Raw genomic sequence first — 25,864 nt, 5'->3', positions numbered from 1 at the left:
CACTGTGGGCGCAGGAGGTTGGCGAAAGGTTGGGGGCCGCTGGGCGCGGTGCCGTACGGGCGGTGCGGCGCGGTGTGGTGCCGCGGAAGATGGTCGGCCGGGGCGGTTCCGGGTGGGCCGGGTGCGGTGCCGTGATGTTCGGGCGGGCCGTGCCGGGTGGGCCGGGTGCGGTGGGTGCGGTGGGGGCGCGGGGGCTGCGGCGCCGGGGTTCGAGATTGCATATTTACGGCGCGTGCCGGTACCTACGTGGGGTTGCCGTGCGTTCCGCGCCACAAATATACGAACCATCTCGAACCCCGTCCCCTCCGCCCCCGCTCACGCGGTCGTGGGTGGCGTCTCCGCTCACGCGGTCGGTGGGTGGCGTCTCCGCTTACGCGGTCGGTGGGTGGTGTCTCCGCTCATGGGGTCGGCGCTTGCTGCACCCGCTCGCCGTGGCGGTGGGTGCCGCTTCCGTTGACGTGGGGGGTGCTGATGTCGGTGGTGCTAGCGGTCGGCCGACGCCAGTCTGCTGACCGCGATGCCGCGGCGGACGTCCCCGGGGCCGAGCAGTCCGAGCGCGTGGGTGTGGACCTGGGTGTCGTACGGGGCGTGCTCGCCGTAGCGCAGGGCGTGTTCCGGGTGGGTCGAGGCCAGGACCGCCTCCCGCACCACCACCTCCAGGTGCTCGCGCCAGGCGACCACGCCCGGCGCCTCGGACAGGGGGAGGAGGGGGCCGCGGTAGCGGTCGACCGCCGTCTCCGTGTCGCCGCGGCCCAGCGCCGCCAGCACCTCGACCGCGTCGCACACCACGGGGGTGGTGAGGGCGTAGGTACGGGTGCTGACCGCGCCGTCGAGCGCGTGCCGCAGGTGGGACACCTCCGCCTTGAACGTCGAGGCGGTCACCGGCCGGTCGCCGTACAGCGACGCCCGCAGCCGCTCCGGGGCGAAGCCGCCCGGCTCCAGCGCCAGCAGCGTGAGGATCTCCAGCTGGCGCGGGGGGAGACGGAGCGAGGAGCCCGCGCGGGTCACGCGGGCCGGGCCCAGGCAGCGCAGCTCCACGCCCGGCGTCGGCAGGGCGTCCTGCGCCGCGTCGTCCCGCAGCCGCGCCTCGATCGCCGAGGCCAGGGTGCGTACGGTCGGCAGCGCGAGCGGGTGTGAACGGTCCCAGGTGGTGGACAGGTCGAGCACGCCCAGCACGCGGCCGTCCGGGCCGTGGATCGGTGCGCAGTAGCAGACCCAGCCGTGCAGGGCCGCGACCAGGTGCTCCGCGGAGAAGACGGTGCTGGGGTGGCCGTTGCGCAGCGCCAGCGACAGCGCGTTGGTGCCCATCGCGCCCTCGTCCCAGCGCCCGCCCGGGGCGAAGTTGACCCGCTCGGCCCGGCGCCGCATCACGCGGCCGCCGCAGGTCCACAGGATGGTGCCTGCCTCGTCGGTGACCGCCGCGACGAAACCGGCGTCCTCGGCGATGCTCAGCAGCTCGCCGGCCAGGTCCGTCACCGGCCGGTACAGCGGGGAGCGCCGCCACCCCGCGCTGCCACCGCCCGCCGCCGGCGGCGCGCTCTCCCGCCCCGGGTCCACCGTCGGCAGCGAACGGGCCCACGACTCCGTGACCTCGGCCCGTACCGGTGGACCGCCCGGCGTCCCCCGCCCGGCCGACCGCAACTGCGGCACCACCCGGGCCCATTCGTGCTCCAGCAGGGTCCGGCGCCGTTTGAGCGCACCCATCTCCGCCATCGTCTTCCCGACTTCGTCGTCGTTCGACCGTTGCCCCTACCGCCCCTGCACCGGGCAGTGCCCGCCTCTCATTGAAGGGGCGCGCCGCCCCTCCGTCGACCCCGTGGACGAAAACGGGCCGCTCGGGGCCGCGGTGCCGCCCGGCGTGGTCGAGCGCGCAGGGGGCGCGCGAAGTGGCCAACGCCACTTCGCGGACGGGAATGGATCACCGTCCCGGGCCGCTCAACACAGCGGAGGGCCGCCGAAGCGCGAGGCCCCCTACGGACAAGGAAGTTGGACTCATGTACAAGAACATCCTCGCCGCTGTCGACGGTTCGTCCCACGGTGACGCCGTGGTCGAGGCCGTGGCCTCCCTCGCCAAGCTCACCGGTGCCACCGTCCAGGTGATACACGTGCGTCCCTCCCAGGTCATCGGCGGCGCGATCGCCAGCACCGTGGTGCCGGTCGAGGAGCGCGAGGAGAGCCAGCGGGTCGTGGACGCGGCCGTGGCCCGGCTGCGCGGCGACGGCGTCACCGCCGACGGCGAGGTCGACGAGGGCCTGCGCGAGGAGCTCGCCGCCATCCTCATCGAGCGGTCCGAGGCGCTCGGCTCCGACCTGATCGCGGTCGGCCCCGGCCACTACAGCGGTATCTCCGGTCTCCTCCACCCGAGCGTGAGCCGCGGCGTCGCGAAGATCTCGCACGTGTCCGTCCTGCTCGTCCGCAGCGAGTCCTGACCCGTACGGTCTGACCTGCTCCGCACCGCCCGACGGCCGGCGGCCCTCCTCATGGGGGGCCGCCGGCCGTTCGCGTGGGTCCCCGCGTTTCCGTCGCCCGTCGTCCGGTCGCGCCTGGGGTGCCGTCAGGTCCGGCGGCTGACCGATCGGCGGGCCGGCCAGGTCAGCTGTCGGTGCAGGAGGGCCAGGTGTCCACCGCCCACTCCGGCCAGCTCGACCAGCCCGCGGGCGGCGCGGGAATCTCGCCGCCTTCGAGTTCGGCGGCGTCCGGTGCCTGGAACTGCTCCCGCCAGGCATCCAGGTCGGCCTCGTTCATGGGGAACGTCTGATGCGGTGTCGTTGCCTGGCGGTGCGCGACGCGGGCGAGCTGGACGTCCTTGTCCACGGGCAGGTAGACCACCTGGCACGACGCCCTCACCGACCGGGCCAGCCAGCGCAGCGCCGACCGTTCGTCGCGGCTCCAGAGCCCGAAGTCGAGCACGACGCTGGTCCCCAGCCTCAACGCCTGCAGGGCGACCGAGATGAGCCGCCCTTCCAGCACCCAGCGCTTGCCGCCGGCCGACGACTCGCCGAACAGCGGGTTCATCCAGTGGTCCGGGGTCAGCCGCAGCGCCCGGTGGGTTGCGGCGAGCTCTCTTGCGCGGGTGGTCTTCCCGGCCCCGGGGAGTCCGACCATCAGGAACAGGTGGGCGGGGCGTGGATGCTGCACGGCGCCGGGGCCGGCTGCATGCGGAGGCTGTGCGTCGAAACGGTGCGACGGAGACATGACTTCCCTGATCAGGCGGGACGACCCGGCATCACAGGTGTATGAGTGACTGCCGGCAGGACACTGATCCGGCGGTACGCCCCCGCACTGCCCCCATGAGGGGGCAGGCAATGGCCGCGGTTCGGGAACCGCGGTACCGCCGCTAAGCGGCGGTCGTCGTCATGGGAGCACAGCAGCACATGCCGTGATCGTAGCGGACCGGCAGGGGCCCCTCCGGTGCGACCGTCACTTCGGTGGGGCGAAGAGCCGCTGCGCCGCCACCGCCGCGCCGCCCCGCGCCCACTCCTCGAAGGGCAGCGGGCGGACCAGCAGGTCGCAGTCGGCCGCCGCACCGAACGCCCGGGTGGCGAAGGTCGAGCGGATCTGGTCCTCGTAGAGGTCGTAGGAGGAGACGCCCTCGCCCGAGATGATGATCCGCTCGGGGCCGATGAGGTTGGCGACCGTGGCCAGGGCGAGGCCCATCGCGTGGCCGGCCCGGGTGAAGACGGCGCGCACCTCGCGGTGGCCGCCGTGAGCGAGGCGGGCCGCGCCGGCCATGGTGAGAGCGGGGTCGCCGGCCGCCTCCCGGGCCTGCTCGGTGATCGCGTGGCTGGAGGCGAGCGCCTCCACGCAGCCGGTGTTGCCGCAGGTGCACACCCGGTCGGTGCCGCCGACCGGGAGGTGCCCGACCTCACCTGACACCCCGTGCGCGCCGGACACCACGCGCCCGCCGATCGAGATGCCGCAGCCGATCCCGGCGCCGACGGTGACCAGCGCGAAGGAGGACAGCCCGACCCCCGCGCCGAACCACTGCTCGGCGACGGTGAGGGCGCGGACGTCGTTCTCGATCACCGTCGGGGTGCCCGTGGCGTCCTCCACCAGCCGGGCGAGGGGGACCCGGCGCCAGTCGAGGAAGGGGGAGTACTGCACGATGCCGGTCTGCCCGTCGACGTCCCCCGAGATGGTGACGCCGATGCTGTGCACGTCGCCGTCGCGCTCCGCGCCCGCGTCGGCGCGCAGCCCGGCGACGAGCCGGGCGATGGCCAGGACCACGGTGCCCACGTCGCGGGAGCGCAGCGCGGCCCGGCCGGTGACGAGCGGGCGCGCGGTCAGGTCGGCGAGCACGCCGATCAGCTCGTCCCCGGTGACCTTCACCCCGACGAAGCGGGCCCGCTCGGCGCGGACCGCGATCGGTACGGCCGGGCGGCCGGAGGCCCGTTCGGCGGCCTCGGCGGGCCGGCCGAGTTCGGCGATCCAGCCGTCCGCCAGCAGCGGGTTGGCCACCTTGGTGACCGCGCCCGGCGACAGGCCGGTCCTGCGGCCGACCTCGGCGCGGGTCAACGGGCCCTGGACCAGGAGGGTCTGGAAGACCAGGGCCGCCGCGGGCGGTTGATCGGCGAGCGTCATACCGAAACGATACATTTCCATGGGAAACGAAGAAAGCTTCCGGGCGGATCCCGCCGTGGCTGTGAAGCGGGCGGGCCGGGGGGCGAGCAGGGGCGCGGGCGGCGGGCGCGTGGCCGGTTCCGTGACGGGCGTCCGGCGGTCGGACGGCGGTCAGATGGCGCGCACGCAGCGGTCGGACAGCGGTCGGACAGCCGGAGGAGCGCTCGGAACCACCGGGAACCGCAGGCGGCGGCCCGCCGAACGCCTCCGTGCGTCCGCCGCCGCTTCCCTCGTCGAATATGTTGACGGTGGAAGGAAACCCTGACTAGATTCGGCGCATCCCGCGGTCGGGGCGGCTGGGACCTGCCCCTTCCGCGGTGCACACCCCTCCGATTCCAGGCGGCCGACCTGCGCCGACTCGGCGTGGTCCGACCGGGCCCGCCGTACCCCGCGCGCCGCGAAGCCGGGATGGAGTACAACCCATGGCCCGTCCGGCAGGACTCCTACGACACCCGCGTTCCGGGCGGCAGCGCCGTACCGGCATGCTCGCCCTTCTTGCCGCCACTGCCGCCGGCGCGGTCACCGCCGCGCTCGCCGTGCCCGCGGCGGCCTCGGCCGCACCGGCGGCCGCGCACAGCGCCACCGCCTCCGCCTCGACTTCCGTGCAGGCATCCGCCACCAGCAAGCCGGCGACCGTACTCGCCGACAAGCCGTACATGGGCTGGAGCAGTTGGAGCCTGGAGTCCACCAACGCCCCCGGCTACGGCGGCGAAGCGTGGCTGACCGAGGGCCACGTCCTCCAGCAGGCCGACGTGGTGGCCTCGAAGCTCAAGTCGCACGGCTACGACTACGTCAACGTCGACGCGGGCTGGAATGTCGACGCCGACGGCCACAACACCTCCGACAGCTTCGGGCGCCCGATCCCCGACGCGACGAAGTTCCCGCACGGCATGAAGTACGTGGGCGACCAACTGCACAAGAAGGGGCTGAAGTTCGGCCTCTACCTGGCGGTCGGCCTCTACATCGACGCCTACAACGACGGGAAGACACCGGTCTACGGGGCCCCGGGCTGCACCACCAAGGACCTGGTCTACCCCGACCTGCGCAAGACCAGCGGCTGGGACAACGTGTCCTACCAGATGGACTTCTCCACCCCCTGCGCGCAGCAGTACATCAACTCCGTCGCCTCGGAACTCGCCTCGTGGGGCGTGGACTTCCTCAAGATCGACGGTGTCGGGCCGGGCTCGGGCCAGGGCGACGCCGCCCACGACAACATCCCCGACGTCCAGGCCTGGCACGCCGCGCTGCAGCGCACCGGCCGCCCGATCCAGCTCACCCTGTCGTGGTCGCTGAGCCACACCCAGGCGGCCACCTGGAAGGCGAACGCCAACGGCTGGCGGGTCGACACCGACGTCGAGTGCTACTGCGACACCCTCGCCACCTGGAACAACTCGGTCAAGCAGCGGTGGAACGACGTCGTCCAGTGGATCCCCGACGCCGGTCCCGGCCACTGGAACAACCTCGACTCCCTCGACGTCGGTGACGGCGCGCTGGACGGCCTGACCGACACCGAGCGGCAGAGCTACGAGACCCTGTGGGCGATCGAGTCCGCGCCGCTCTACACCGGCGACGACCTCACCAAGCTCGACTCGTACGGCCTGTCGCTGCTGACCAACGACGAGGTCATCGCGGTCGACCAGGCCGGCCACCCGGCCAAGCCGGTCAGCCAGTCCACCGACCAGCAGACCTGGTACGCCCGCAACGCCGACGGCAGTTACACCGTGGCGCTGTTCAACCTCGGTTCGGACGCGGCGAACGTCACCGCCGACTTCTCCGACCTGGGCATCACCGGCAAGGCGTCGGTGCGCGACCTGTGGAGCCACAAGAACCTCGGCTCCGCCGGCGGCAAGATCACCGAAAACCTGCCCTCGCACGGCTCCCGGCTGTTCACCATCACCCCGGCGGGCACCGCCGCCGCCCCGGGCACCCCGCTGGCCGTGCACGGCACCGCCTCCACCGCGTCCAGCGTCTCGCTGGCCTGGGACGCGGTGAACACCGGCAAGGTCACCGCGACCGGCTACACCGTCTACGCCGACGGCCGCAAGGCCGTCGCGACCAGCGGCACCACCGCCACCGTCACCGGCCTGACCGCCGGCGCCGGGCACTCCTTCACCGTCGTCGCCCACGACGCGCACGGCCGGACCTCCGCGCCCAGCAAGGCGGTCGCGGTCACCACACCGGCCGCGACGGGACCGGTCGCGTACGAGGCCGAGGCGCCGGGCAACACCCTCTCGGGCGGCGCGAGCATCGCGGACTGCGCGGGCTGCTCCGGCGGCAAGAAGGTCGGCAACCTCGGCGGCACCGGCAACACGCTGACCGTCAACGGCGTCACCGCGCCCGCCGACGGCACCTACCTGATGCGGCTCGACTACGCGGACGGCTCCTCCGGCCGCACCATCGTGATCACCGTGGACGGCACGTCCTTCCAGCTGCCGCTGGCCGGGAGCAACGACAACAACTGGGGCGCCGCCCAGTCGGTGACCGTCCCGGTCCACCTCAAGGCGGGGGCCAACACCATCGGCTTCGGCAACCCCACCGACTACGCCTCCGACATCGACAGGATCACCGTCTGAGCCGTGACCGGCCATGACGGCCGCCGGCTGATCGCCCACCGGGCTCAGCCGGCTCCCAGCGGCATCTGATACGAACAGGCGATGGCCCGGCCACCCGGCCGGGCCATCGCGCCGGTTCGGCCTCCGAACCCGTTTCCCGGAAGGACCCCCGCATGTCCAGCTCCCCGGTCTCGACCGTCGCCCTGCGCGCGGCCGGCACCAGCTTCGTCGTGGAACTCACCGAGCCGGTGCCCCGAGTCCTGCACTGGGGGGCCGACCTCGGCGACCTCACCGCCGCGGACCAGGCCGCGCTGAGCCTGACCGCGGAGCCCGCGGTGCTCAACAACGCACTGGAGCTCCAGCGCCGCTTCACGGTGTGGCCCACCGAGGCCGACGGCTGGTCCGGCACCCCCGCGCACCACGGCCACCTCGGCGGCGGCAGCGGCGCCCCCCGGCTGTCCACCGCGTCGGTCGCGCACCGCCAGGACCCCGGCGGAGGCGGCGAGCTGACCCTGGAGATGACCGATGCCGGGGCCGGCCTCGACGTCACCGTCACCTACCGGCTGGACCCCTCCGGCGTGCTCGGCGTCCACGCCGACCTCGCCCGCCGCGCCGCCGACGCGACCGGCACCGCGGCCGACCCGGCGCCGTACGACCTCGCGCAGGCCCTCACCCTGCTGCCGCTGCCGCGCCGGGCCACCGAGATCCTCGACTTCACCGGCAAGTGGAGCCGCGAACGCACCCCGCAGCGCCGCCCGCTGGGCCACGGCACGCACTCCCGCGAGGTCAGGCGCGGCAAGCCCGGCGTCGACTCGCCGTACCTGCTGACCGTCGGCACCCCCGGCTTCGGGTTCCGCTCGGGCGAGGTGTGGGGCGTGCACGTCGGGTGGAGCGGCGACCAGCGCTACCTCGCCGAGCAGCTGCCGGAGGGCGCGGGCGTGCACGCCGCGGTCCTCGGCGGCGGCGAGCTGCTGCGCGCCGGCGAGATCCGGCTCGCACCCGGCGAGTCCTACCGCACCCCGGTGAGCTGGTTCGCCTGGTCCGCCGAGGGCCTCGACGGTCTCGCCGACCGCTTCCACACCCTGCTGCGGGCCCGCCCGCAGCATCCGGCCACCCCGCGCCCGCTGCTGCTCAACAGCTGGGAGGCGGTGTACTTCGACCACGACCTGGACCGGCTGCTGCGGCTGGCCGACAAGGCCGCCGAGGTCGGCGTCGAGCGGTTCGTGCTGGACGACGGCTGGTTCGCCGGACGCCGCGCCGACAACGCCGGCCTGGGCGACTGGAGCGTGGACCCGGTGGTGTGGCCGCAGGGGCTGACCCCGCTCGCCGAGCATGTGCGGGCGCTCGGCATGGAGTTCGGGCTGTGGGTCGAGCCGGAGATGGTCAACCTCGACTCCGACCTGGCCCGCGCGCACCCCGACTGGGTGCTCGGCCCGGCGTCCGGCCTCGGCCCGACCGCGCGCAACCAGTACGCGCTGGACCTCACCCACCCCGACGCGTGGGCGTACCTGCTGCGGAGTCTGGACGCGCTGGTGACGGACTACCCCATCGCGTACCTGAAGTGGGACCACAACCGGGAGCTGCACGAGGCGGTGCACGGCAGCGCGGACCGCCCGGTCTCGCACGGCCAGGTGGAGGCGCTGTACCGGCTGCTGGACACGCTCAAGGAGCGCCACCCCGGGCTGGAGATCGAGAGCTGCGCCAGCGGCGGCGGCCGGGTCGACCTCGGCATCCTCGCCCGTACCGACCGGGTGTGGGCGTCGGACTGCAACGACCCGGTGGAGCGGCAGGCGATCCAGCGCTGGACCGGGCAGCTGCTGCCGCCCGAACTGGTCGGCGCGCACTTCGGGCCGTCGCCCGCCCACACCACGGGCCGGCTCACCGCGGACACCTTCCGGCTGGCCACCGCGCTGTTCGGGCACGCGGGCATCGAGCAGGACCTCACCGCCTGCAGCCCGGAGGAACTGGCCACGATCACCGCGTGGACCGCGATGTACCGCGAGCTGCGGCCGCTGCTGCACGGCGGCCGCACGGTCCGCGCCGACCTGGCCGCCCCCGGTGACCCGGACGCGGACGCGCGGCTGCTGCACGGCGTGGTCGCCCGCGACGGCTCCCAGGCGCTGTACTGCTGGGCGCGCACGGAGACCTCCGCGGAGGGGCAGTACGGCCGGGTGCCGCTGCCGGGCCTGGCCGCCGACAGCCGCTACGAGGTGCGGGTGCGCACCGACCTCGGCCTGCCGTCGCTGCACCAGAGCTCCGGGCCGGCCTGGCTGACCGGGGCGCTCGCGGGCTGGGTCGCCCTGCCGGGCGCGGTGCTGGCGACGGCCGGGCTGCCGATGCCGACGCTCAACCCCGGCCAGGCACTGCTGATCGAGGTACGCCGGGCGGACTGAGGAACGCGGCGCGGCCGGCACCCGTCGCGCGCGGCAGTTGTACGACCCCCGTACGGTCGTGCAACTGCCGCACACGTTCCGGCCGGTGACCACCGGGGCACTGCGGCCCACTGAGCTGCACCGCCCGGGTCCGGCACGAGTCCGCACCGTGAGCGGGGGCGCCGCGTGCACGCCGATCGGTACCGCGCCCGACCGACACTACCGCGACTCCGAGCCGGCTTTGCAATTGCATCGGGAATTGCACCAGCCGCTGCGCGCAGGGGAGTTCGCTCACTATCGTGACTCCCGGTGCGCGAGTGTCACCCTGCGCTCGCCCCCCTACCCACGAAGGAGCGATGCGGAATGCAGCAGTTCGAGAACGGGGTGCGGGCCAGTTCGATCCCCGGGGTGCGGTGGACCAAGAGCGGGCGCAGCAACCAGAGCGGGAACTGTGTGGAGGTGGCCGCGCTGCCGGACGGCGGGGTGGCGGTGCGCAACTCCCGCCATCCGGACGGGCCCGCGCTCGTCTACACCCGCGCCGAGATCACCGCGTTCGTCCAGGGCGCCAAGGACGGCGACTTCGACGGTTACACCGGCTGACGCCGGCTCGGCGGCCGTGCGGAGCGGAGCTGCCCGCCGGTGTCCTCCGGCGGGCAGCCCAGAAGCCGCCCCGGGTGCCATACTGGTCCGTCCCGTACCAGTTGGGAGCCCGTATGCCAGCCGCGCCGCAGCTCGTCCCGCCCATACAGCTTCTCGAACGGCGCCCGGACATGGGCGCCAAGGCGATGGCCCGCGTGCTGGGCAGCTATCTGCGGGCGCTGCGGGAGAGCCGCTGCATCAGCCCGGTCGCCGCGGGCCGGCACATCCGGGCGCACGCCTCCAAGATCAGCCGGATGGAGACGGCGCACGTCAACCTCAAGGTACGCGACGTCGACGAGCTGCTGACCCTCTACGGCGCCGACCCGCGCGAACGCGCCCAGATCGCGTCGATGGTGGAACGTTCCGCCCGCCCCGACTGGTGGCAGCAGTACGGCGAGGTGGTCCCGGACTGGCTACAGCAGCTCATCGGCCTGGAACGCGACGCGCACGTGATCCGCACCTACGAGAACCAGTTCGTGCCCGGCCTGCTCCAGACGCCCGCGTACGCGCGGGCCGTCGTGCTCAGCGGCCACCGGCTGGCGCCGCCCGAAGAGGTCGACCAGCGGGTGGAGTTGCGGCTGGAGCGGCAGCGCCGGATGAGCGAGCCGGGCGCCCCGGTGCTGTGGGTGATGATCGACGAGGGCGTGCTGTACCGCCCGGTAGGCGGCGCGCAGGTGATGCGGGACCAGCTCGGGTACCTGCTGGAGGTCCTCCGGCAGCCGGGCGTTCGCCTCCAGGTCGCCTCCTACGAGGCCAGTGCCGCCGCGACCCCGGGCGCCGCGGTCACCTACCTGCGGTTCGCGCAGGGCTTCCTTCCCGACGTCGTGTACCTGGAGCACATGACCAGCGCGGTGTACCTCGACCGGCTGGAGGACCTGGACCGCTACCGCGCGGCGCTGGACGAGCTCAGCGCGGTCGCGGCGACCCCGGCGGAGAGCCGGACGCTGCTGGAGGAGGCGCTGCGGCGCTACACGTGACCGGGCCGCGGCGCGGACACGGACGAGCGGTCGGCGGTGCGCATCAGCCGATCCGGCCGACCCCGCCGAACTCGATCCACTCGAAGCTGGGTTGGAGCGGTGCGAGGTCGCTGTCCGCGCGCCAGGTGGAGACCTCGACCAGGCCGGGCGGCAGGATCTCGGTGCCGTCCAGGTACTCCAGCAGATCGCTCTCCCGGCGCACCTCGCCCCACTGCCCGCCGGTGGAGCAGTCCATGAACTCCGTGACGCCGCGCCGCACTTCGGCGTCCTCGCTGACCAGCTGGCAGACCACCAGGCAGCTTCCGGCCGGCAGCCGGTCGCGGACGCGGTGCACGACGCCCGCCGGGTCGTCGCCGGCCTTCACGCAGTGCAGCACCGACACGAACAGGGCGGCGACCGGCTCGCCCGGGTCGATCAGCCGGGCCACCTCGGGGCTGTCCCAGACGCTCGCGGTGTCCCGGAAGTCGGCCTGGATCACCGCGGTGTTGTCGTTCTGCTCCAGCAGCACCCGGCCGTGGGCCAGCACCAGCGGGTCGTTGTCGGCGTAGACCACGCGGGCGTCGGGGTGGACGCGCTGGGCGATCTCGTGCACGTTGTCCTGGGTCGGGAACCCGGAGCCGTGGTCGACGAACTGCCGGATGCCGTAGTCCTCGGCGAGCACCCGCACCACCCGGCGCAGGAAGTGACGGTTGTTCAGCGCGAGCACCTTCATGCTCGGCACCTGCTCCAGCAGCTGGTCGGTGGCGGTGCGGTCGGCCGGGTAGTTGTCCTTGCCGTCCAGCAGGTAGTCGTACATCCGGGCCACGCTCGGCACCGTCACGTCGATCCTGGTGCTCGACGACGCGTCCCCGGATGGCATAGGGCCCCTCATGGCGTGGCTCGTTCCTTGCGCGGCGGCGGCCCGCGGTCGCCACCGGAGGCTCGTCGCCATCCTAGAGAGCCGTGATCGGGCGGTCGAGCGACGTGTCTGCGTCGTTACCCGGCGCAACCGCCCCCGCCGCCGGCGGAGACGCTCGCGGGCAGCGCGAGGGTCAGGCCGAGGCCGTCGGCGCCGGTGCGGGCGCCGGTGAGGCGCACCCCCGCGGGGAGGTCGGGCGCTTTGACGGTCCGTGGGGCGAGCTTGTCGGCGAGCGCCGAGCCACTCTTGCCGCTGGTCATCTGCGGCACGGGTATGGTCCGGCCGAGGACGTCGACGTCGGTGGGTGTGATGGTGATGCTGTCGGTGTCGGTGGTGATGCCGGTGTGGACGGTGACGGGCAGCGGGATGCCGACGAGGGTGCCGGTGAGCACCAGGCCGCCGTGCCCGTCGGACTCCGGCCGCAGCCCGGCCCCGTTCCGGTTCAGCCGCTTTCCCAGCTCGTCGTAGGAGAGGGTGGCCGTGGCGGTGCCGCCGCTCATGGTGCCCTTGGTGGTCACCTGCCGCAGGTCCGCCGCGACCGTCAGGTCCAGGCCGTCGCGCCGTACGTCGTCGGCCTGGATGTGTACCGCACCGACCCGCCCGGTCAGCAGCCGCAGACCGGCCAGGCTCCCGGACAGGTCCGCCGACACCCGCCCGGCCGGGGCCAGTTGGCAGCTCGCGGCATGGGCGATGCGTTCCCGCGCGGTGTGCGCGAGGACCAGGTCCGCGGTGCCGGCCAGCACCGCCAGCCCGGCCACCGCGGCGGTGGCGACGAGCACGGGCCTGCGGCGCGGGACCAAGCGGCGGGGCACGAAGCGGCGCCGCCCGAGGGGCTGCTCCGGCGTCCCGCCGGGCGGGACGTCCTCGCTCGCCGGGGGATCAGCATCGGCGGCGCCGGAGCGGTCGTCCTCGATGCCGGACGGCCGGGGTTCGGGCTTGTTGCTGGGCGTCATACCTCGATGGTTCCGATCCGGGGGAGATGGGCGAGCAGGTCCAGGGCCGCGGGCAGCAGGGCGGCGGCGCCCGACGCGGAGGCGCCGGTCCCTGCGGCTCCGGTCCCGGAAGCGGCGGCGCCGGCCGAGCGGCGCTCGCCGTGGGTGCGCAGCACCGCGCGGGTCGCGGCCAGCGCCGCGCCGGCCAGCACGGCCGCGCGCAGATCGGGCTCCGGGGTGCCGGGCGGCAGCCGCCGCTCCACCAGCGTCGCGAGCCGGTCCTCGAAGTCCACGAACTCCTGCACCAGCCGCGCCATCACCAGGGACTCGGTGCCCTTCGGCGCGGGGGCGAGGGCGAGTTCGCCGCTCGACCCGAACGCGCGGGCCGCGGCGAGCAGCGCCGCGCCCACCGCGTCGAGCGGCGGCTCCGCGGCCGGCCGCGCGGCCAGCTCCGCCTCGATCCGGGCGAACAGCTCCGCGCCGTCGGGGAGCAACAGCGCTTCCTTGCTGTCGAAGTAGCGGAAGAAGGTGCGTTCGGAGACGTTCGCACCCGCGGCGATGTCCGCGATCGTGGTGCCGGCGAACCCGCGAGCGGCGAAGAGCCGGGCGGCGCTGTCCCTCAACTCGTGCCGAGTCCGCTCCTTCTTGCGCGCGCGCAGCCCGGCTTGCGGGGGAGTGGCTGGCATGCGCGACAGCCTAGTCAACGTGTCGGCCATGTCAATTGGCAGTCCTGCCAATTCCCTGGTCTAGGGTCGGACCTGTCGTGCACGCGTGCCGTCCTGACACTCCCCGGAGGCGTCGTGGCTTCTCCCTCCTCCCCCCTGCCGCCGGGCGCCGGCTCCGGACGCCTGGGCCGGATCGGCTCCTTCTGCGGCCGGCACCCGGTGTGGGTCATCGCGGTCTGGCTGGTGCTGCTGGTCCTCGCGCTCGGCGGCCGGCACATCGTCGGTCCCACCTTCAGCGACAAGATCAGCCTGCCGGGCAGCCAGTCCGCCAAGGGCGGCGACCTGCTCCAGGCGTCCGACCCGGCCGCGGCCGCCCCCAACGGCAAGGCGGTGCTGCACGTCGGCTCGGGCACCGTCGCCGACCACCAGCACGCGGTCGACGAGACCGTCGACAACCTGAAGGCGATGCCGCATGTCGAGGCCGTGTCCGGGCAGACCACCAGCTCCGACGGCCGCACGTCCTATGTCACGGTCTCCTTCGACGTGCAGCTCAAGACCCTCGGCCACGGCTACACCGACACCTTGGACAAGGCCGCCGAACCCGCCCGCGCCGACGGCGTCCAGGTCGCCTTCGGCGGCGACTTCGACCAGGTCACCGTCGCCCCGGCCAGCGACCTCAGGAGCGAGATCGTCGGCATCGCCGTCGCGCTGCTGATCCTGCTGATCGCCTTCGGCAGCGTGCTCGCCGCGGTGCTCCCGCTGCTGTGCGCGCTGGTCGCGGTCGGCGTCGGCATCGGCGTGGTCGGCATCGTGGCGGGCGCCGTCACCTTCGCCACCGCCGCGCCCACCCTCGCGGTCATGATCGGGCTCGGCGTCGGCATCGACTACTCCCTCTTCCTGACCACCCGCTTCCGCCAGGAGCTGATCGACGGCCGCGACCCGCGCGAGGCCGCCGCCCGGACCGCCGACTCCAGCGGGCACGCCGTCATGGTCGCCGCCCTCACCGTCTCCGTGGCGCTGCTCAGCCTCTACGCCTCCGGGCTGAGCTTCATCGGCAAGCTCGGCCTGGCCGCGACCATCGCCGTGGTGGTCACGGCGACCGCGTCCCTGACCCTGGTGCCCGCCGCGCTGACCCTCGTCGGCCGCAGCATCGACCGGATCAGGACGCGCCGCCGCCCGATCGCCGAGGGCACGGGCGAGTCCGACGACTGGCACCGCTACGCCAGGACCGTCGCCCGCCACCCGGTCCGGTTCCTGGTCCCCGGCGTCACGGTGCTCGTGGTGTGCGCGATCCCGCTGTTCTCGATGCGGCTGGGCCACGTCGACGACGGAGCGAACGAGAAGGGCACCACCAGCCGCACCGCGTACGACTGGATCACCGACGCCAAGGGCCCCGGCTTCGGACCGGGCGCGAACGGCCCGTTCACCGTCGTCGTCGACCTGCGGGGCGCCACCGTCTCCGCGGACACCGTCGCCGACGACCTGACCCGGGGCCTGCAGGGCACCCCCGACGTCGCCGCCGTGGCGAAGGTGCAGCCCAGCTCGGACGGCAAGATCCTGGTCACCACCGTGCAGCCGGCCAGTTCGCCCCAGTCCGCCGCCACCGGGGGCCTGTTCCAGACGCTGCTGCACCACACCCTGCCGGACTCCCTGCACGGCACCGGTACCACCGGCTACCTCACCGGAACCGCCGCGGGCCAGCAGGACTTCCGCGACAAGGTCGCCCAGCGGCTGCCGATCATCATCGGCGTCGTGCTGGTCTGCGCCTTCCTGCTGCTGATGACGGTCTTCCGCAGCCTGGTGATCCCGGTCAAGGCGGTGATCCTCAACCTGCTGACCACCGGCGCGTCCTACGGGGTGCTGGTCGCCGCCTTCCAGTGGGGCTGGGCCAGCGGGCTGCTCGGGCTGCCCGAGGCGGTGCCCATCGAGTCCTACGTGCCGATGATGATGTTCGCCATCGTCTTCGGGCTGTCCATGGACTACGAGATCTTCCTGCTGTCGCGGATCTCCGCTGCGTGGCGGCGCACCGGGGACAACACCGCCTCCGTGGCCGCCGGGCTCGCCGCCACCGGCCGGGTCATCTCCAGCGCCGCCCTGATCATGACGGCGGTCTTCCTCTCCTTCGTCGCCTCGCCCACGGTCGTCGTCAAGATGCTCGCGGTGGGGCTGGCGGTGAGCGTGATCCTGGACGCCACCCTGGTCCGGCTGGTGCTGGTGCCGTCCACCATGTTCCTGATCGGACGGGCCAACTGGTGGCTGCCGCGCCGGCTGGACCGGGTGCTGCCGCACCTGCGTGCCTGACACCCGGTCAGGGCCGGCAGCTGCGGACGTGACCCGAGATCAGGGTCGGCCGGGAGCCGAGCCCGCCGCCGCGGTCCCCACCGGGTCGGCGAGCAGGTCGGGCACCGCCGCCAGCGCCGCCTCCCGCAGCGCCGGCACCGCCTCGGCGGGCACCCACCGGTGCGGCCAGCGCACCCGGGTGCCGGTGCGGGACCAACCGCCCACCGCGCACAGCGCCTTGTCCAGGGCCGGATCGCTGTAGCCGGCGGCCGCCAGCGGCGCGACATGCCGCTCCAGGAAACCCCGCAGCCGGTCCTCCACCTCCGCGGCGCCTACCGGATCGGTCGCCATCTGCGCATACCAGCGCACCGCACCGGCCGGGCTCATGCACGCCACGTTCGAGTACGACCCGGCCGCGCCCGCGCGGTGCCCGGTCGCCAGGGTGTGGCCCGCGACGAACACCGCGAACCGGTCGGTCAGGCCGCGTGCCACCTCCACGCCGGGCACCTTCAACCCCACCACCTGCGGCACCTCCTGCCCGATCCGGGACAGCAGCGCCGGGGTGACCCGCGTCTTGGCGTACGGCGGGTTGTACAGCACCAGCGGCACCCCGTCCGCGGCCGCCGCCATCCCGCGCAGCGCGGCCACCGCCTCGTCGGCCTGGAGCGGCAGCCAGTCCGGCAGCACGACCTGGATGGCGCCCGGCCGCAGGGTCGCCGCCCGCCGGATCCGGTCGAGCGACAGCCGCCCGCCGGGATGGCTCGCGCCGAGCTGGTACGGCACGCCGGCCGCGGTGCAGCGCGCGGCCACCAGCGCGTGCAGACGGTCGTACTCGCCCTCGTCCAGCGTGTGGAACTCGCCCGCCGTGCCGTTGGTGTAGACGCCGTGCACCCCCGAGCCGAGCACTGCCTCCAGCGCCTCCTCCAGCCGCCCGAAGTCGATCGCGTCGTCCTCGTCGAGCGGCAGCAGCGTCGGCGACCAGATGCCGCGCAGGGTCTGCGATGTGAGTGCGTCCACCGATCTCTCCCGTCCGGCCGGTGTGCGCGGGGCACCGTCGCCACGTGATCACCGGAGGTAGGACATCCTACGTGGGATGATCCGCGCGCGTCGATCGCCCGCGGGGACCGCCGGACGTCGTGAGGGGGTCGCGGCTTCCGCCACGACCCCCTCACCCCCATGGGCCACGTGATCGACGCGCCCGTCGCCCGGCCGGGTCGACCGGCACCGGGCCGGTTCCCCGGTCCGGAACGCCGGCCGCGTCGATCACGTGGTCGCTCGCACCGCCCCCGTCCGGGGACGCCCCCCGCCGGCCGGGCGGGCCCCGATGCGGCCGCGCCCGCCGTTCCAGACCACGTCGTGCTTCGGGAAGCCCGCCACGAACAGCCCGGTCGCCACGACGTCGTCGCCGTGGACCACCACTCCGGTCCCGGCTGCGCCGGCCGTCCGGCCCGCCCCGGCGCACCACGCCCCGACGTGGTCGAGCAGCACGTTGTCGCTGTTGACGACCAGCGCGGCGGCCGCCCCGCCCCCGCCCGCGCCGCCGATCCGGAAGAACACGTCCTGCACCGACGCCGGATCGCGCGGGTCGGTCCGCCCGCCGCGCCGGTCGCCGATCTCCAGCAGCGCCCGGGAGGCGGTCGCGCCCGCCTCGAACACCAGCCCGGCGATCCGCACCCCGCGGGCGTCGGCGACCGTCATCGGCACCACCCCCCGCTGCGGGGCGAGCGTCGCGGCGCCGAGGCCGAGCACCACCGTGCCGGACCACTTGACCCGGATGCTGCCGGTCAGCCGGTACACGCCCGGCGTCAGCAGCAGGTGCCTGCCCTGCGACAGCGCCTTGTTGAGGGTGCGCACCGCATCGGTGGGCCGGGCCACGAAGAACCGGTCGATCGGCACCGAGGAGCCCGGCGTGCTGCCACCGGCCCAGCTCGCACCGGCCGCGCCGTGCCGCAGCCCGGGCAGGAACACCCGGTACCGGCCGCGCTCGTCCACGTAGAGGAAGGGCTTCTCCCGGCTGAGCGGGGTCGCCGCGGGCGCGGTGTACGGCGTGGCGGTGAACGGCGAAGAGGGAAAGGCCCGCGCCGGCGCCCCCTCCGCGCCGGCGAGGACCCGGCTCGCCTCCGGGTCCGGTCGGCCCGCCACCGCACCGTCCCGGACCAGTCCCTGCCGCCGCGCGGCGTCGACCGGCCGGCCGTCCACCACCGAGTCGGCGATGAGGCCGCCGCCGGAGAAGTCGCCGCGTCGCGGGTGGAGTTGCAGCCGTCCCCGGATGTGCACCCGGCGCAGCGGCGCGGTCGCCGCCCACCGCGTGGTGCCCCCGGCCGGCGCGAACGCCAGGTTCTCGGCCGCGCGCCCGAAGGTGGCGGGTGCGCCGTCGCCGGCCTCCGCCCGGTCCTCGCCCTCGTCCTCGCTGTCGACCCGCACCGCGCCGCGGAGGGTGACGTCGTCGGGGTGCAGGCCCAGGCCCGCGACGGACACGCGCGGGCCGAGCCGTACGTCCACGTCGTAGTCGCCCGGTCTGAAGAGGAAGGCGTACCCGCTGGACTTCCCCCCGGGGCCGTCCTGTTCTGCCGCGACCGCGTCCAGGGCGGCCTGGATCCGCTCGACCGGCGTGTCGGGGCCGAAGACCCGCACGTGGGGGCCGAAGTCCGGCTCGGCGGGCGGGTGCGCGGGGGAGTACGGGGGCCGGTGTCCGGCGGGGGAGCGGGTGGACGCGGGCACCACCGATCCGGCCGCGCCCGCCACCGGGGCGGCCGTGCTCACCACCGGCACCGCGGTGGCCGGCGCGTACGGACGGCGGGTGAGCGCGCTGCCGGTCGCGGTGGCCGGCCCGCCCGCGCGGGTGCGCTCCGCTTCCCGGACGTCACTTCCCGTGGCCCCGCTTGACGACATGACCCACGACCCACCTTCGTCCGAACTGGCTGCGACGCGAACGCGCCCGGGCGGTGCGCGGGCATGCGGCGCCGCGCGCGGGCGGGGAGAACGCGGTCCGACCTTCTGAGAGCGCTCTCTTGCAGACGTACCCTGGACGGCGCGCGACGCGGTGTCAAGGCATGGAGAGAGCGCTCTCCGTGATCTGGGGGAGACGGCGGCCCCTGGTGCGGACGGGGCGCGGGAGGTCAACGGCGGGTGACGGGGCGGGTCCGGGGCGAGTGCCGGTGCTGGTCCGGTGCGGGCCGGGCGCTGGTGCGCGTGGGGCCGCCGGGGGCGTTCGGCGGCCCGTCGGGCGGTGGGCGCAGGGGGGTCGAGCGGGGCGTGGGGCCCGAGCCGGGGTCGTGGAGCGCCGGAGCCGGGAGGGCGGTGGCGCTCAGGGGGCCTGGTCGGGGCTGCGGCGCGGTGCCTGGCGGGGGGCTTGCGCCTCCCAGGTCATCTGCTTCAGCTCCATCCGCGCGGCGGGTGCGGTGCCGGAGAGGGTGGCCCAGTAGGGGTGGGCGCTGATGCGGACGGACAGCCGGACCAGGCGCCGCCGCAGCACCGTCGTCCGCGAGCCCGCGCCCGCGCTCGCGGCCAACTCGCGGTAAGTGGTGTACCAGTCGCGCTGGGCCTGGACGAGATCGTCGGGGAAGGAGTGGGGCATGGCTGGATTCTGGCACATGTTCGAACGGTTGTGCGATAAGGGGGTGGACCCGGTACGCTCCCTCCACCGACCCTCCAGGAGGACGCGATGGACGTGGCGCTACGTGCGGTGGAGGACGGCGACCTGCCCGTCTTCTTCGCCCACATGACGGATCCCCAGGGGGTCCTGATGGCCGCCTTCACGGCCGAGGACCCGTCCGACCGTGGCCGGTTCGAGGCCCACTGGGCCCGCATCCGGAAGGACCCGGCAGTCGTCACGCGCACCGTCGTCGGCCCGGGCGGCGAGATCCTGGGCCACGCGGGTGCCTTCGGGCCGCCGGACGAGCGCGAGGTCACGTACTGGATCGGGCGCGAGTACTGGGGCCGCGGCTGCGCGACGGCCGCCCTGCGGGCGCTGCTCGCCGAGGTGCCGGAGCGGCCGCTGCACGCGCGTGCGGCCGCGGACAACGCGGCCTCGATCCGGGTGCTGGAGAAGTGCGGGTTCGCGGTGACCGGCGGTGCGCGCGGTTTCGCGCACGCGCGCGGCGAGGAGATCGACGAGGTGCTGCTGCGGCTGGCGGCCCCCGGCGGGGCGTGAGCGCGCCCGCGATACGGTTCCGGGGTGGCGGGTGCGCGGAGGTACGGGGAAGGCGGCCGCGGGAGCGGCCGCGCGGGCAGGGCGGGGCGGTTGATGTGAGCGCGGTCGACACGGCGCGGTTCTGGTCGCTGCTGCGGGAGTTGCCCGCACCGGACGACGCGGAGTTCCTGTACGGCGCCGACGACGCCGGCCGGTTGCGGACGCGCAACCTGCTCCGCTATCTGGAGCTGATCGCGCGGAACCGGCCCAGGGTGATGCTGGTCGGTGAGGCGCCCGGCCACCGCGGCCACACGATCAGCGGCATCTCGTTCACCAGCGTGCGCCAACTCACCGCGCGGCCGGGGCTGATCACGGGGGACCCCGACGGCGACGGCTTCGAGGTGCCGGCCGACCCCGCGTTCGGGTGGGAGGCGTCCTCGGCGGTGGTGTGGGGCGCGATGGCCGGGTGGCGCGGGGCGCTGCCGCTGTTCTGGCCGATCTACCCGCACCACCCGCACGAGCCGGGCCGCCCCGCCACCAACCGCACCCCGCGCGCGTCCGAGGTCGCCGCCGGCACCCCGGTCGCCCTGGCCCTCGCCGAGGCGTTCGCGGTCACCACCGTCGTCGCGGTCGGCCGCAAGGCGCAGGGGGCGCTCGCGCGCAACGGCGTCGAGGCGGTCGCCGTCCGCCACCCCGCGCAGGGCGGTGCCCGCATCTTCGCGACCCAACTCGCCGAGCTGAACGTGGGGTTGGCCGCCGAGGGCTGACGCTTTCCGTCTGCCGGGCCGGGGTTCGCGCCGTTCCCGTGCCCGCCGAGGCAGTCGTGCGACGTGGTGGCCAGTGCGATCGATCTGGCCGCCCTGACCGCGCCGGAGAGCTACCGTGAACGCATCAGAGCTTCAACGGAGTCCAGGATGGGGAACGAACCGGATCGCGTGCTCGAACTCACCGGCGATTCCCTCTGCCCGGAGTGCAGGGCCTCGAACGCGGTCCCCTTCGAGGTCCGTGTCGAGGAAGTCGCCCTCGCCCCCCGGCGTGACGGCTGGACCGCCCAAGGCACGGCTCGGTCCGTAGCGCGTTGCCAGAGCTGCGGGGCGGCGTGCGAGGAGATCGCCTATCGCGTCCCCTACGAGCTTCGGGGACTGCCGTGCCCTGGTTGCCGCGACGCCGTCGAGTACCAGGTGGCGCTCCGTTGCGTCGCGGCGGGAGCCGACGGTTTCTCCTTCACCGCGGCCGTCACCTGTCCCCGCTGCACGCGACGGTCGTTCTTTCGGCAGATGCTCTCCGGACTGGGCAGGATCCGGCGGATCAGTGTGGGCCCGGCACGGCTGGAGATCGATCTGGGCCATCAACAGCCCACCGAGTGAGTGCTCGCGGCGGGGAACCGTGGTCAGGTGCGGGCGCGTTGGGTGGAGACGACGCACAGGAGGACAGCCAGGGCGGCGACCGGGGTGATCGGGGAGAGGTGCTCGCCCATGAGCAGCACAGGAGGGTGGGGAGGGCTGGGAGAGCTGGAGTTGGCTCGCCCGGGCGCCTGCACCATGAGCCTCATGGTGGACAGCAGCTCACCGGTGCGCGGTTGTGGGCGGTGGGGTTCATCGCGGAGGGCCGTACCGGGCGATGGCTTCGCTGAGTTCCGAGCGCTGCTTGTCGGTCATTGGGCCGAGGACGCAGATGGGCCACACTCCGTCCCCGCGGATGGTCCTCTCCCCTGGGCAGTTCGGGGGCCACCCCGCCGGATCGGTTCCCCGCTTGCGCTTCACATCCTTCGTGAACTTGAGGTGGAGGCCGGTGAACTCATGAAGGACCCACAAGTTGGTGACGATCTCTTCGATGGTGCACTCAAGCACCTGGCGCCACAGGTATTTGCGCGTGCCGGAGTGGCCGGTCGTCTCGATGTACTCCGGTCCGACAGACAGGGACCATGCCTGGCGCGACCGGTGCAGGTACGTCAGCAAAGGAACCACGAGAAGGAATCCGAGCGGGAGAATTCCGATTCCGGTTGACAGTGCGAACCATGCCAACCAGCCGTTATTCACTGTCCCGGCCTTGATGCGGTGCAGCAGCAGCGGTATCAACACACCCGGCGCGGTCACCAGTAGCAACACCTTTGCGAAGACGACCAGAGAACCCTTGTGCGAGGAGTCAGTGTAGGCGGACAGGGGATCCTTTCCCGTCCACGAGATGGTGAAGGGGATATCCTTCTTGTCCGGTTTCCGGGTGGCCTCGGAGGTCTCTCCTGTTGATGGCGCAGGGTCTCCGGCGGGCTCGGGTGTGCGATCGAGGCGTCGTAGTGCCTGGGAGAGGTCGGTGGCACTCGGGTACCGCTGGTCCGGGTCTTTTTCCAGCAGCCTCAGCACGAGGTCGTCCCACGCGGAGGGGACGCCGGTGGATACCGAGCTGGGGGTGGGCGGCTCCTGGGTGAGGTGTGCCGTGAGGTAGCCCACGGTGTCGGGGGCCTGGAAGGGCAGCTGACCTGTGATCAGTTCGAAGAGCAGGCAGCCGAGGGCGTACAGGTCGCTGCGCGGTTCGGGGAGGCCGCGTGCTTGTTCGGGGGCCATGTAGGGGGGTGTGCCCACGATGAAGCCGGTCTGCGTGATGCGGTCCGCGGTCGCGTAGGGATCGGCGGCCCTCGCGATGCCGAAGTCGAGGACTTTCACGGTGCCGGAAGGCGTGATGAGGATATTCGACGGCTTGATGTCCCGGTGCATGATTCCGGCTGCGTGTGCCACGGCAAGCGCGTCGGAAATCTGCGCGCCCCATCGGGCCGCGTCCGCCAGGGTAACGACACCTCGGCGCAGCGCCGTGTCCAGTCCCTCCCCTCGGACCAACTCCATCACCAGGAACGGAACCCGTGCGATTCCTGCGTCGGTCTCGCCGAGGTCGTGGATCGTCACGATATGGGGGTGCTGCAATTGGGCGGTGATCCGTGCCTCGCGCAGGAATCTGGTACGGGCCTCGTCACCGCGGCTTCCGCCACCAGCGAGCAGGGAGATCACCTTGACCGCGACGTTCCGGCTCAGCGTCTCGTCCTCCGCCTCCCATACTTGTCCCATTCCGCCTTCGCCGAGCTGTCGCACCAACCGGTAACGACCCCCGAGCATCTGGTCTCGCACTCCGCTGCGCCTCCCCCGTTTCGTACGTTCCTGTCTCTCCTGGTGGCGAACCGGCGCGGTAGGGATCAGTACGCGACCGCGAAGCCGACATGCTCTTTCCCCTCCCAAATCCACCAGGCCAGGGCGTAGTTGCCTGCAAGCTGCTGCAACGACACCGCCAGCATCAGCGCCTGGCGCCGGACTTGGCGGCGATTGGACAGTATCGCCGGCAGATGCCCAACGGCAGCCCCTCACGCACACGTCCAGGTCGGGTCGGCCCGCTGCTGCTCGCCGCCACCCACCAGGCCCGGGCGCCCTGGCCCTCGCCGAGGCGTTCGTGGTCACCACCGTCGTCGCCGTCGGCGGCAAGGCGGTCGCGCCCGCCGAACCGGGGTCAGGCGCGGGCGCGTTGGGTGGAGACGACGCACAGGAGGACGGCCAGGGCGGCGACCGGGGTCATCGGGGAGAGGTGCTCGCCCATGAGCAGGACGGACCACAGGAGGGTGAGGAGGGGCTGGGAGAGCTGGAGTTGGCTCGCCCGGGCGACCCCGATGGCGGCCATCCCGCGGTACCAGAGGACGAACCCGCCGAACTGCGAGACCGCGGCGACGTACAGCATCCCCACCACAGCCTTGCCGGTGAGGTGCACGGGTTCGGCGGGCAGGGCGAGGAAAGCCGCCGCCGCGGTGATCGGGAGCGCGGCCACCACGCCCCACGCGATGACCTGCCACCCGGGCATGTGCCGGGCGAGCCGGCCACCCTCGGTGTATCCGGCGGCGCACACCAGCAGCGCCGCGAACAGGTAGAGGTCGGCGACGGTCGGTGCGCCGTGGCTCTGCTCCAGGGCGAAGCCGATGACGGCGGCGGCGCCGCCCACCGCGCCGTACCAGAAGGGCCGCGGCGGGCGCTCGCCGGTGCGGACGACCGAGACGGCCGCGGTGGCGAGCGGCAGCACGCCGATGACGACGGCGGAGTGGGCGGTCGAGGAGGTCCGCAGTGCCAGGGTGGTCAGCAGCGGGAAGCCGATGACGCATCCCGCGGCGACGGTGAGGAGTCCGGGCCAGTGCCGCCGTTCCGGAACGGGTACGCGGCCGGCGGCGAGGCAGGTCCCGGCCACGAGCGCGGCCAGGACGCCGCGCAGGCCGGTGGCCGTCCAGGGGCCGAAGCCGTCCAGGGCCCAGGAGGTGGCGGGAAAGGTGAAGGAGAAGCCGAGCACGCCCAGGGCGGCGAGGGTGGCTCCGTGGCGCGCTGCTATCCACGGCGCGGGGGTAGCGCTATCTTGTGCTGACATGCACGAGAGTAGCAGTGCCGCGCTCCCGTCCTCCCGCCGCGGCTGCCGTCGGTGCGTCACCCGCCCCCAGCGCGGCCGGAGTTGGAGCGGGCGACCGGACTGGTGACAGCACGCCCGGGCGGCGGCCTTCGCCGCGCCACCCGGGCGTGCTGCGGTCTTCGGTCCGCCGGTCAGGCGGTGTTGTTGGCCAGCGCGAGGATGCGCGAGTGGTCGCCGTTGAACCGGTCGCGGTCCACCGCGCCCGAGATGCCGCTCACCGAACCGGCGTCGGTGTACTGCCAGATCGTGGCGTACGGGAAGCCGGACGGGATGGTCGGGTCGGCCGCGCTGGTCCAGGACGCCGCGACCAGCGGGCTGCGGGCGGACATACCGCTCCAGCTGCCGGTGCAGGAGCTCCACCAGCTGGCGCTGGTGTAGATGAGGACGTCACGGCCGGTCCTCGACTTGTAGGTGTTGTAGAAGTCGAGGATCCACGACTGCATCGAGGCGGCCGACAGGCCGTAGCAGCCGCCCTCCAGGTCCAGCATGCCCGGCAGGGTCAGGTTGTCCGCCGACCAGGCCCCGCCGTTGCTGGCGAAGTAGTTGGCCTGGGACGCGCCGCTGGAGGAGCCCGGCTGCGCGAAGTGGTACGCGCCCCGGATCACGCCCGCGTTGTAGGCGTTGAGGTAGTTGGCGTTGAAGGTGGGGTCCTTGTACGTGGTCCCCTCGGTCGCCTTGATGTAGGCGAACTGGATGCCGGCCGACTTCACCGACGACCAGTTGATCGTCCCCTGGTAGTGGGAGACGTCGATGCCGGGCGGGGGGTTCGAGGCGAAGTTCGGGCTCACCAGACCTGCCGCGTCCAGCATCAGCTTCCTGGAGTCCGCGGTGAAGTTCTTGCTGTCCTGGACGTAGCCGACGCCCATGTAACCGTCGCCGAGCGGGATGGTGCTGCCCTTCGGCAGCTTCTGGGCCGACAGCGTCGAGGCGGTGGCCGTGCCCGCCGTCATGGTCGCGGTCAGTGCGACGCTCGCACCGAGCACGCCGACCGCCATCAGGCTCCGCTTGACCGCCTTGGTGGTGGGGTATCGGGAGAACAAGGCTTTCCTCCAGGCGTGTTGGGGAATGGGGGGATGATCCGGAGCGGTGCGGGAGGTGCGGTCCGGCGGGGCCGGGTCTACTCGCGTAGTCCGTGGTCGCATCGGTGACCGCCGTCATCGACGCGGGAGCGGGTTGCGCGTGGGTCCGGTGGCACGGGGTCCGGAATCGATCCGGGGTCTCGCCGGGGGTGCTGCGGAGGTTCGGTGCGGGCGAGGTGCTTGTTGTGCACGCGTCATGAGTGACGCATGAACCACCGTGCCGCGTAAAGGGGTTGCCGAAAAACTCTGTGGTCTAGTCCACTGGGGTCGCGGTGGAACTGCGGCGTTGGCCC

The 25,864-nt window shown here is 73.4% G+C and carries 22 protein-coding genes; 9 read left to right on the top strand and 13 right to left on the bottom strand.

Annotation, left to right across the window (positions count from 1 at the left end; all coding sequences use genetic code 11):
* Positions 1 to 483: 483 nt before the first annotated feature.
* Positions 484 to 1,704, bottom strand: coding sequence for a transcriptional regulator (locus C4U44_RS27125; RefSeq protein WP_235032373.1), 1,221 nt, complete (start codon positions 1,702 to 1,704; stop codon positions 484 to 486).
* A gap of 290 nt (positions 1,705 to 1,994) precedes the next feature.
* Here C4U44_RS27125 and C4U44_RS27120 point away from each other — a divergent pair, with 290 nt between their 5' ends.
* On the top strand, positions 1,995 to 2,429 hold the full coding sequence (locus C4U44_RS27120) for a universal stress protein (protein ID WP_160145108.1): 435 nt from the start codon (positions 1,995 to 1,997) through the stop codon (positions 2,427 to 2,429).
* A 163-nt stretch (positions 2,430 to 2,592) separates the two neighbouring features.
* Here C4U44_RS27120 and C4U44_RS27115 read toward each other — a convergent pair whose 3' ends face one another.
* Positions 2,593 to 3,105, bottom strand: coding sequence for an AAA family ATPase (locus C4U44_RS27115; RefSeq protein ID WP_235032383.1), 513 nt, complete (start codon positions 3,103 to 3,105; stop codon positions 2,593 to 2,595).
* Between the two features lie 315 nt (positions 3,106 to 3,420).
* Positions 3,421 to 4,581: an ROK family transcriptional regulator gene (locus tag C4U44_RS27110; RefSeq protein WP_103888648.1), complete on the bottom strand. Its 1,161-nt coding sequence runs from the start codon at positions 4,579 to 4,581 to the stop codon at positions 3,421 to 3,423.
* Between the two features lie 461 nt (positions 4,582 to 5,042).
* Between C4U44_RS27110 and C4U44_RS27105 the strand changes: the two genes are divergently transcribed.
* From C4U44_RS27105 to C4U44_RS27090, 4 genes are all read left to right on the top strand, one after another.
* On the top strand, positions 5,043 to 7,193 hold the full coding sequence (locus C4U44_RS27105; RefSeq protein ID WP_407642893.1) for a fibronectin type III domain-containing protein: 2,151 nt from the start codon (positions 5,043 to 5,045) through the stop codon (positions 7,191 to 7,193).
* Between the two features lie 152 nt (positions 7,194 to 7,345).
* Complete coding sequence (locus C4U44_RS27100) at positions 7,346 to 9,565, top strand: alpha-galactosidase (protein WP_103888646.1); 2,220 nt, start codon at positions 7,346 to 7,348, stop codon at positions 9,563 to 9,565.
* A 342-nt stretch (positions 9,566 to 9,907) separates the two neighbouring features.
* Complete coding sequence (locus C4U44_RS27095) at positions 9,908 to 10,144, top strand: DUF397 domain-containing protein (protein ID WP_103888645.1); 237 nt, start codon at positions 9,908 to 9,910, stop codon at positions 10,142 to 10,144.
* A 113-nt stretch (positions 10,145 to 10,257) separates the two neighbouring features.
* On the top strand, positions 10,258 to 11,160 hold the full coding sequence (locus tag C4U44_RS27090; protein WP_200823420.1) for a helix-turn-helix domain-containing protein: 903 nt from the start codon (positions 10,258 to 10,260) through the stop codon (positions 11,158 to 11,160).
* A gap of 43 nt (positions 11,161 to 11,203) precedes the next feature.
* On the opposite strand, the gene C4U44_RS27085 is transcribed toward C4U44_RS27090, so the two are convergent.
* From C4U44_RS27085 to C4U44_RS27075, 3 genes are all read right to left on the bottom strand, one after another.
* A complete protein-coding gene (locus C4U44_RS27085) occupies positions 11,204 to 12,019 on the bottom strand; it encodes an SAM-dependent methyltransferase (RefSeq protein ID WP_103888643.1) in 816 nt (271 codons plus the stop codon).
* Positions 12,020 to 12,135: 116 nt separating this feature from the next.
* Positions 12,136 to 13,011, bottom strand: a complete 876-nt coding sequence (locus tag C4U44_RS27080; protein WP_103888642.1) for an LmeA family phospholipid-binding protein — start codon at positions 13,009 to 13,011, stop codon at positions 12,136 to 12,138.
* Entirely contained in the window at positions 13,008 to 13,676 is a 669-nt protein-coding gene (locus tag C4U44_RS27075; protein WP_160145107.1) for a TetR/AcrR family transcriptional regulator, read from the bottom strand. Before C4U44_RS27075 ends, C4U44_RS27080 begins: the two co-directional genes overlap by 4 nt.
* A 114-nt stretch (positions 13,677 to 13,790) precedes the next feature.
* Here C4U44_RS27075 and C4U44_RS27070 point away from each other — a divergent pair, with 114 nt between their 5' ends.
* Positions 13,791 to 15,956, top strand: a complete 2,166-nt coding sequence (locus C4U44_RS27070; RefSeq protein WP_103888640.1) for an MMPL family transporter — start codon at positions 13,791 to 13,793, stop codon at positions 15,954 to 15,956.
* Between the two features lie 39 nt (positions 15,957 to 15,995).
* Here the strand turns inward: C4U44_RS27070 and C4U44_RS27065 are convergent, their stop codons facing one another.
* From C4U44_RS27065 to C4U44_RS27055, 3 genes are all read right to left on the bottom strand, one after another.
* A complete protein-coding gene (locus C4U44_RS27065) occupies positions 15,996 to 16,952 on the bottom strand; it encodes a dihydrodipicolinate synthase family protein (protein WP_103888639.1) in 957 nt (318 codons plus the stop codon).
* A 246-nt stretch (positions 16,953 to 17,198) separates the two neighbouring features.
* Positions 17,199 to 18,827 (bottom strand): hypothetical protein, encoded by a 1,629-nt coding sequence (locus C4U44_RS27060; RefSeq protein ID WP_103888638.1) that lies wholly within the window; start codon positions 18,825 to 18,827, stop codon positions 17,199 to 17,201.
* Between the two features lie 415 nt (positions 18,828 to 19,242).
* The gene (locus C4U44_RS27055) at positions 19,243 to 19,512 is read right to left on the bottom strand and encodes a hypothetical protein (RefSeq protein ID WP_103888637.1); all 270 of its coding nucleotides are present in this window, start codon (positions 19,510 to 19,512) and stop codon (positions 19,243 to 19,245) included.
* 87 nt (positions 19,513 to 19,599) lie between these two features.
* Between C4U44_RS27055 and C4U44_RS27050 the strand changes: the two genes are divergently transcribed.
* From C4U44_RS27050 to C4U44_RS27040, 3 genes are all read left to right on the top strand, one after another.
* Positions 19,600 to 20,088 carry a GNAT family N-acetyltransferase gene (locus C4U44_RS27050; RefSeq protein WP_103888636.1) on the top strand — a complete coding sequence of 163 codons (489 nt, stop codon included), beginning with the start codon at positions 19,600 to 19,602 and terminating at the stop codon, positions 20,086 to 20,088.
* Positions 20,089 to 20,183: 95 nt separating this feature from the next.
* On the top strand, positions 20,184 to 20,834 hold the full coding sequence (locus C4U44_RS27045; RefSeq protein ID WP_103888635.1) for a uracil-DNA glycosylase: 651 nt from the start codon (positions 20,184 to 20,186) through the stop codon (positions 20,832 to 20,834).
* A 63-nt stretch (positions 20,835 to 20,897) separates the two neighbouring features.
* Entirely contained in the window at positions 20,898 to 21,434 is a 537-nt protein-coding gene (locus C4U44_RS27040; protein WP_146088346.1) for a hypothetical protein, read from the top strand.
* A 23-nt stretch (positions 21,435 to 21,457) separates the two neighbouring features.
* On the opposite strand, the gene C4U44_RS41640 is transcribed toward C4U44_RS27040, so the two are convergent.
* The 4 genes from C4U44_RS41640 to C4U44_RS27025 form a co-directional block, all read right to left on the bottom strand.
* A complete protein-coding gene (locus C4U44_RS41640; protein WP_160145106.1) occupies positions 21,458 to 21,610 on the bottom strand; it encodes a hypothetical protein in 153 nt (50 codons plus the stop codon).
* 52 nt (positions 21,611 to 21,662) lie between these two features.
* A complete protein-coding gene (locus C4U44_RS42705) occupies positions 21,663 to 23,183 on the bottom strand; it encodes a serine/threonine-protein kinase (protein WP_235032372.1) in 1,521 nt (506 codons plus the stop codon).
* Positions 23,184 to 23,556: 373 nt separating this feature from the next.
* Positions 23,557 to 24,453, bottom strand: coding sequence for a DMT family transporter (locus C4U44_RS27030; protein ID WP_103888633.1), 897 nt, complete (start codon positions 24,451 to 24,453; stop codon positions 23,557 to 23,559).
* A 170-nt stretch (positions 24,454 to 24,623) separates the two neighbouring features.
* Positions 24,624 to 25,487 carry a GH25 family lysozyme gene (locus C4U44_RS27025; RefSeq protein WP_103888711.1) on the bottom strand — a complete coding sequence of 288 codons (864 nt, stop codon included), beginning with the start codon at positions 25,485 to 25,487 and terminating at the stop codon, positions 24,624 to 24,626.
* Positions 25,488 to 25,864 lie beyond the last annotated feature (377 nt).

Origin of the sequence: Actinacidiphila yanglinensis, assembly GCF_900107965.1 — a bacterium.
GTDB lineage: Bacteria > Actinomycetota > Actinomycetes > Streptomycetales > Streptomycetaceae > Actinacidiphila > Actinacidiphila yanglinensis.
The sequence above is the reverse complement of the archived record's forward strand: the minus strand, read 5'-3'. Positions and strand labels throughout refer to the sequence as shown.

What these genes read in the sequence shown, in the direction of transcription:
- C4U44_RS27095 (WP_103888645.1), top strand. Translation starts at nt 9,908, where the DNA reads ATGCAGCAGTTCGAGAACGGGGTGCGGGCCAGTTCGATCCCCGGGGTG.
- C4U44_RS27125 (WP_235032373.1), bottom strand. Translation starts at nt 1,704, where the DNA reads ATGGGTGCGCTCAAACGGCGCCGGACCCTGCTGGAGCACGAATGGGCC.
- C4U44_RS27075 (WP_160145107.1), bottom strand. Translation starts at nt 13,676, where the DNA reads ATGCCAGCCACTCCCCCGCAAGCCGGGCTGCGCGCGCGCAAGAAGGAG.
- C4U44_RS27030 (WP_103888633.1), bottom strand. Translation starts at nt 24,453, where the DNA reads ATGTCAGCACAAGATAGCGCTACCCCCGCGCCGTGGATAGCAGCGCGC.
- C4U44_RS27025 (WP_103888711.1), bottom strand. Translation starts at nt 25,487, where the DNA reads ATGGCGGTCGGCGTGCTCGGTGCGAGCGTCGCACTGACCGCGACCATG.
- C4U44_RS27090 (WP_200823420.1), top strand. Translation starts at nt 10,258, where the DNA reads ATGCCAGCCGCGCCGCAGCTCGTCCCGCCCATACAGCTTCTCGAACGG.
- C4U44_RS27080 (WP_103888642.1), bottom strand. Translation starts at nt 13,011, where the DNA reads ATGACGCCCAGCAACAAGCCCGAACCCCGGCCGTCCGGCATCGAGGAC.
- C4U44_RS27120 (WP_160145108.1), top strand. Translation starts at nt 1,995, where the DNA reads ATGTACAAGAACATCCTCGCCGCTGTCGACGGTTCGTCCCACGGTGAC.
- C4U44_RS27105 (WP_407642893.1), top strand. Translation starts at nt 5,043, where the DNA reads ATGGCCCGTCCGGCAGGACTCCTACGACACCCGCGTTCCGGGCGGCAG.
- C4U44_RS27100 (WP_103888646.1), top strand. Translation starts at nt 7,346, where the DNA reads ATGTCCAGCTCCCCGGTCTCGACCGTCGCCCTGCGCGCGGCCGGCACC.
- C4U44_RS27110 (WP_103888648.1), bottom strand. Translation starts at nt 4,581, where the DNA reads ATGACGCTCGCCGATCAACCGCCCGCGGCGGCCCTGGTCTTCCAGACC.
- C4U44_RS27085 (WP_103888643.1), bottom strand. Translation starts at nt 12,019, where the DNA reads ATGCCATCCGGGGACGCGTCGTCGAGCACCAGGATCGACGTGACGGTG.
- C4U44_RS27115 (WP_235032383.1), bottom strand. Translation starts at nt 3,105, where the DNA reads ATGGTCGGACTCCCCGGGGCCGGGAAGACCACCCGCGCAAGAGAGCTC.
- C4U44_RS41640 (WP_160145106.1), bottom strand. Translation starts at nt 21,610, where the DNA reads ATGGTGCAGGCGCCCGGGCGAGCCAACTCCAGCTCTCCCAGCCCTCCC.
- C4U44_RS27060 (WP_103888638.1), bottom strand. Translation starts at nt 18,827, where the DNA reads ATGTCGTCAAGCGGGGCCACGGGAAGTGACGTCCGGGAAGCGGAGCGC.
- C4U44_RS27055 (WP_103888637.1), bottom strand. Translation starts at nt 19,512, where the DNA reads ATGCCCCACTCCTTCCCCGACGATCTCGTCCAGGCCCAGCGCGACTGG.
- C4U44_RS27050 (WP_103888636.1), top strand. Translation starts at nt 19,600, where the DNA reads ATGGACGTGGCGCTACGTGCGGTGGAGGACGGCGACCTGCCCGTCTTC.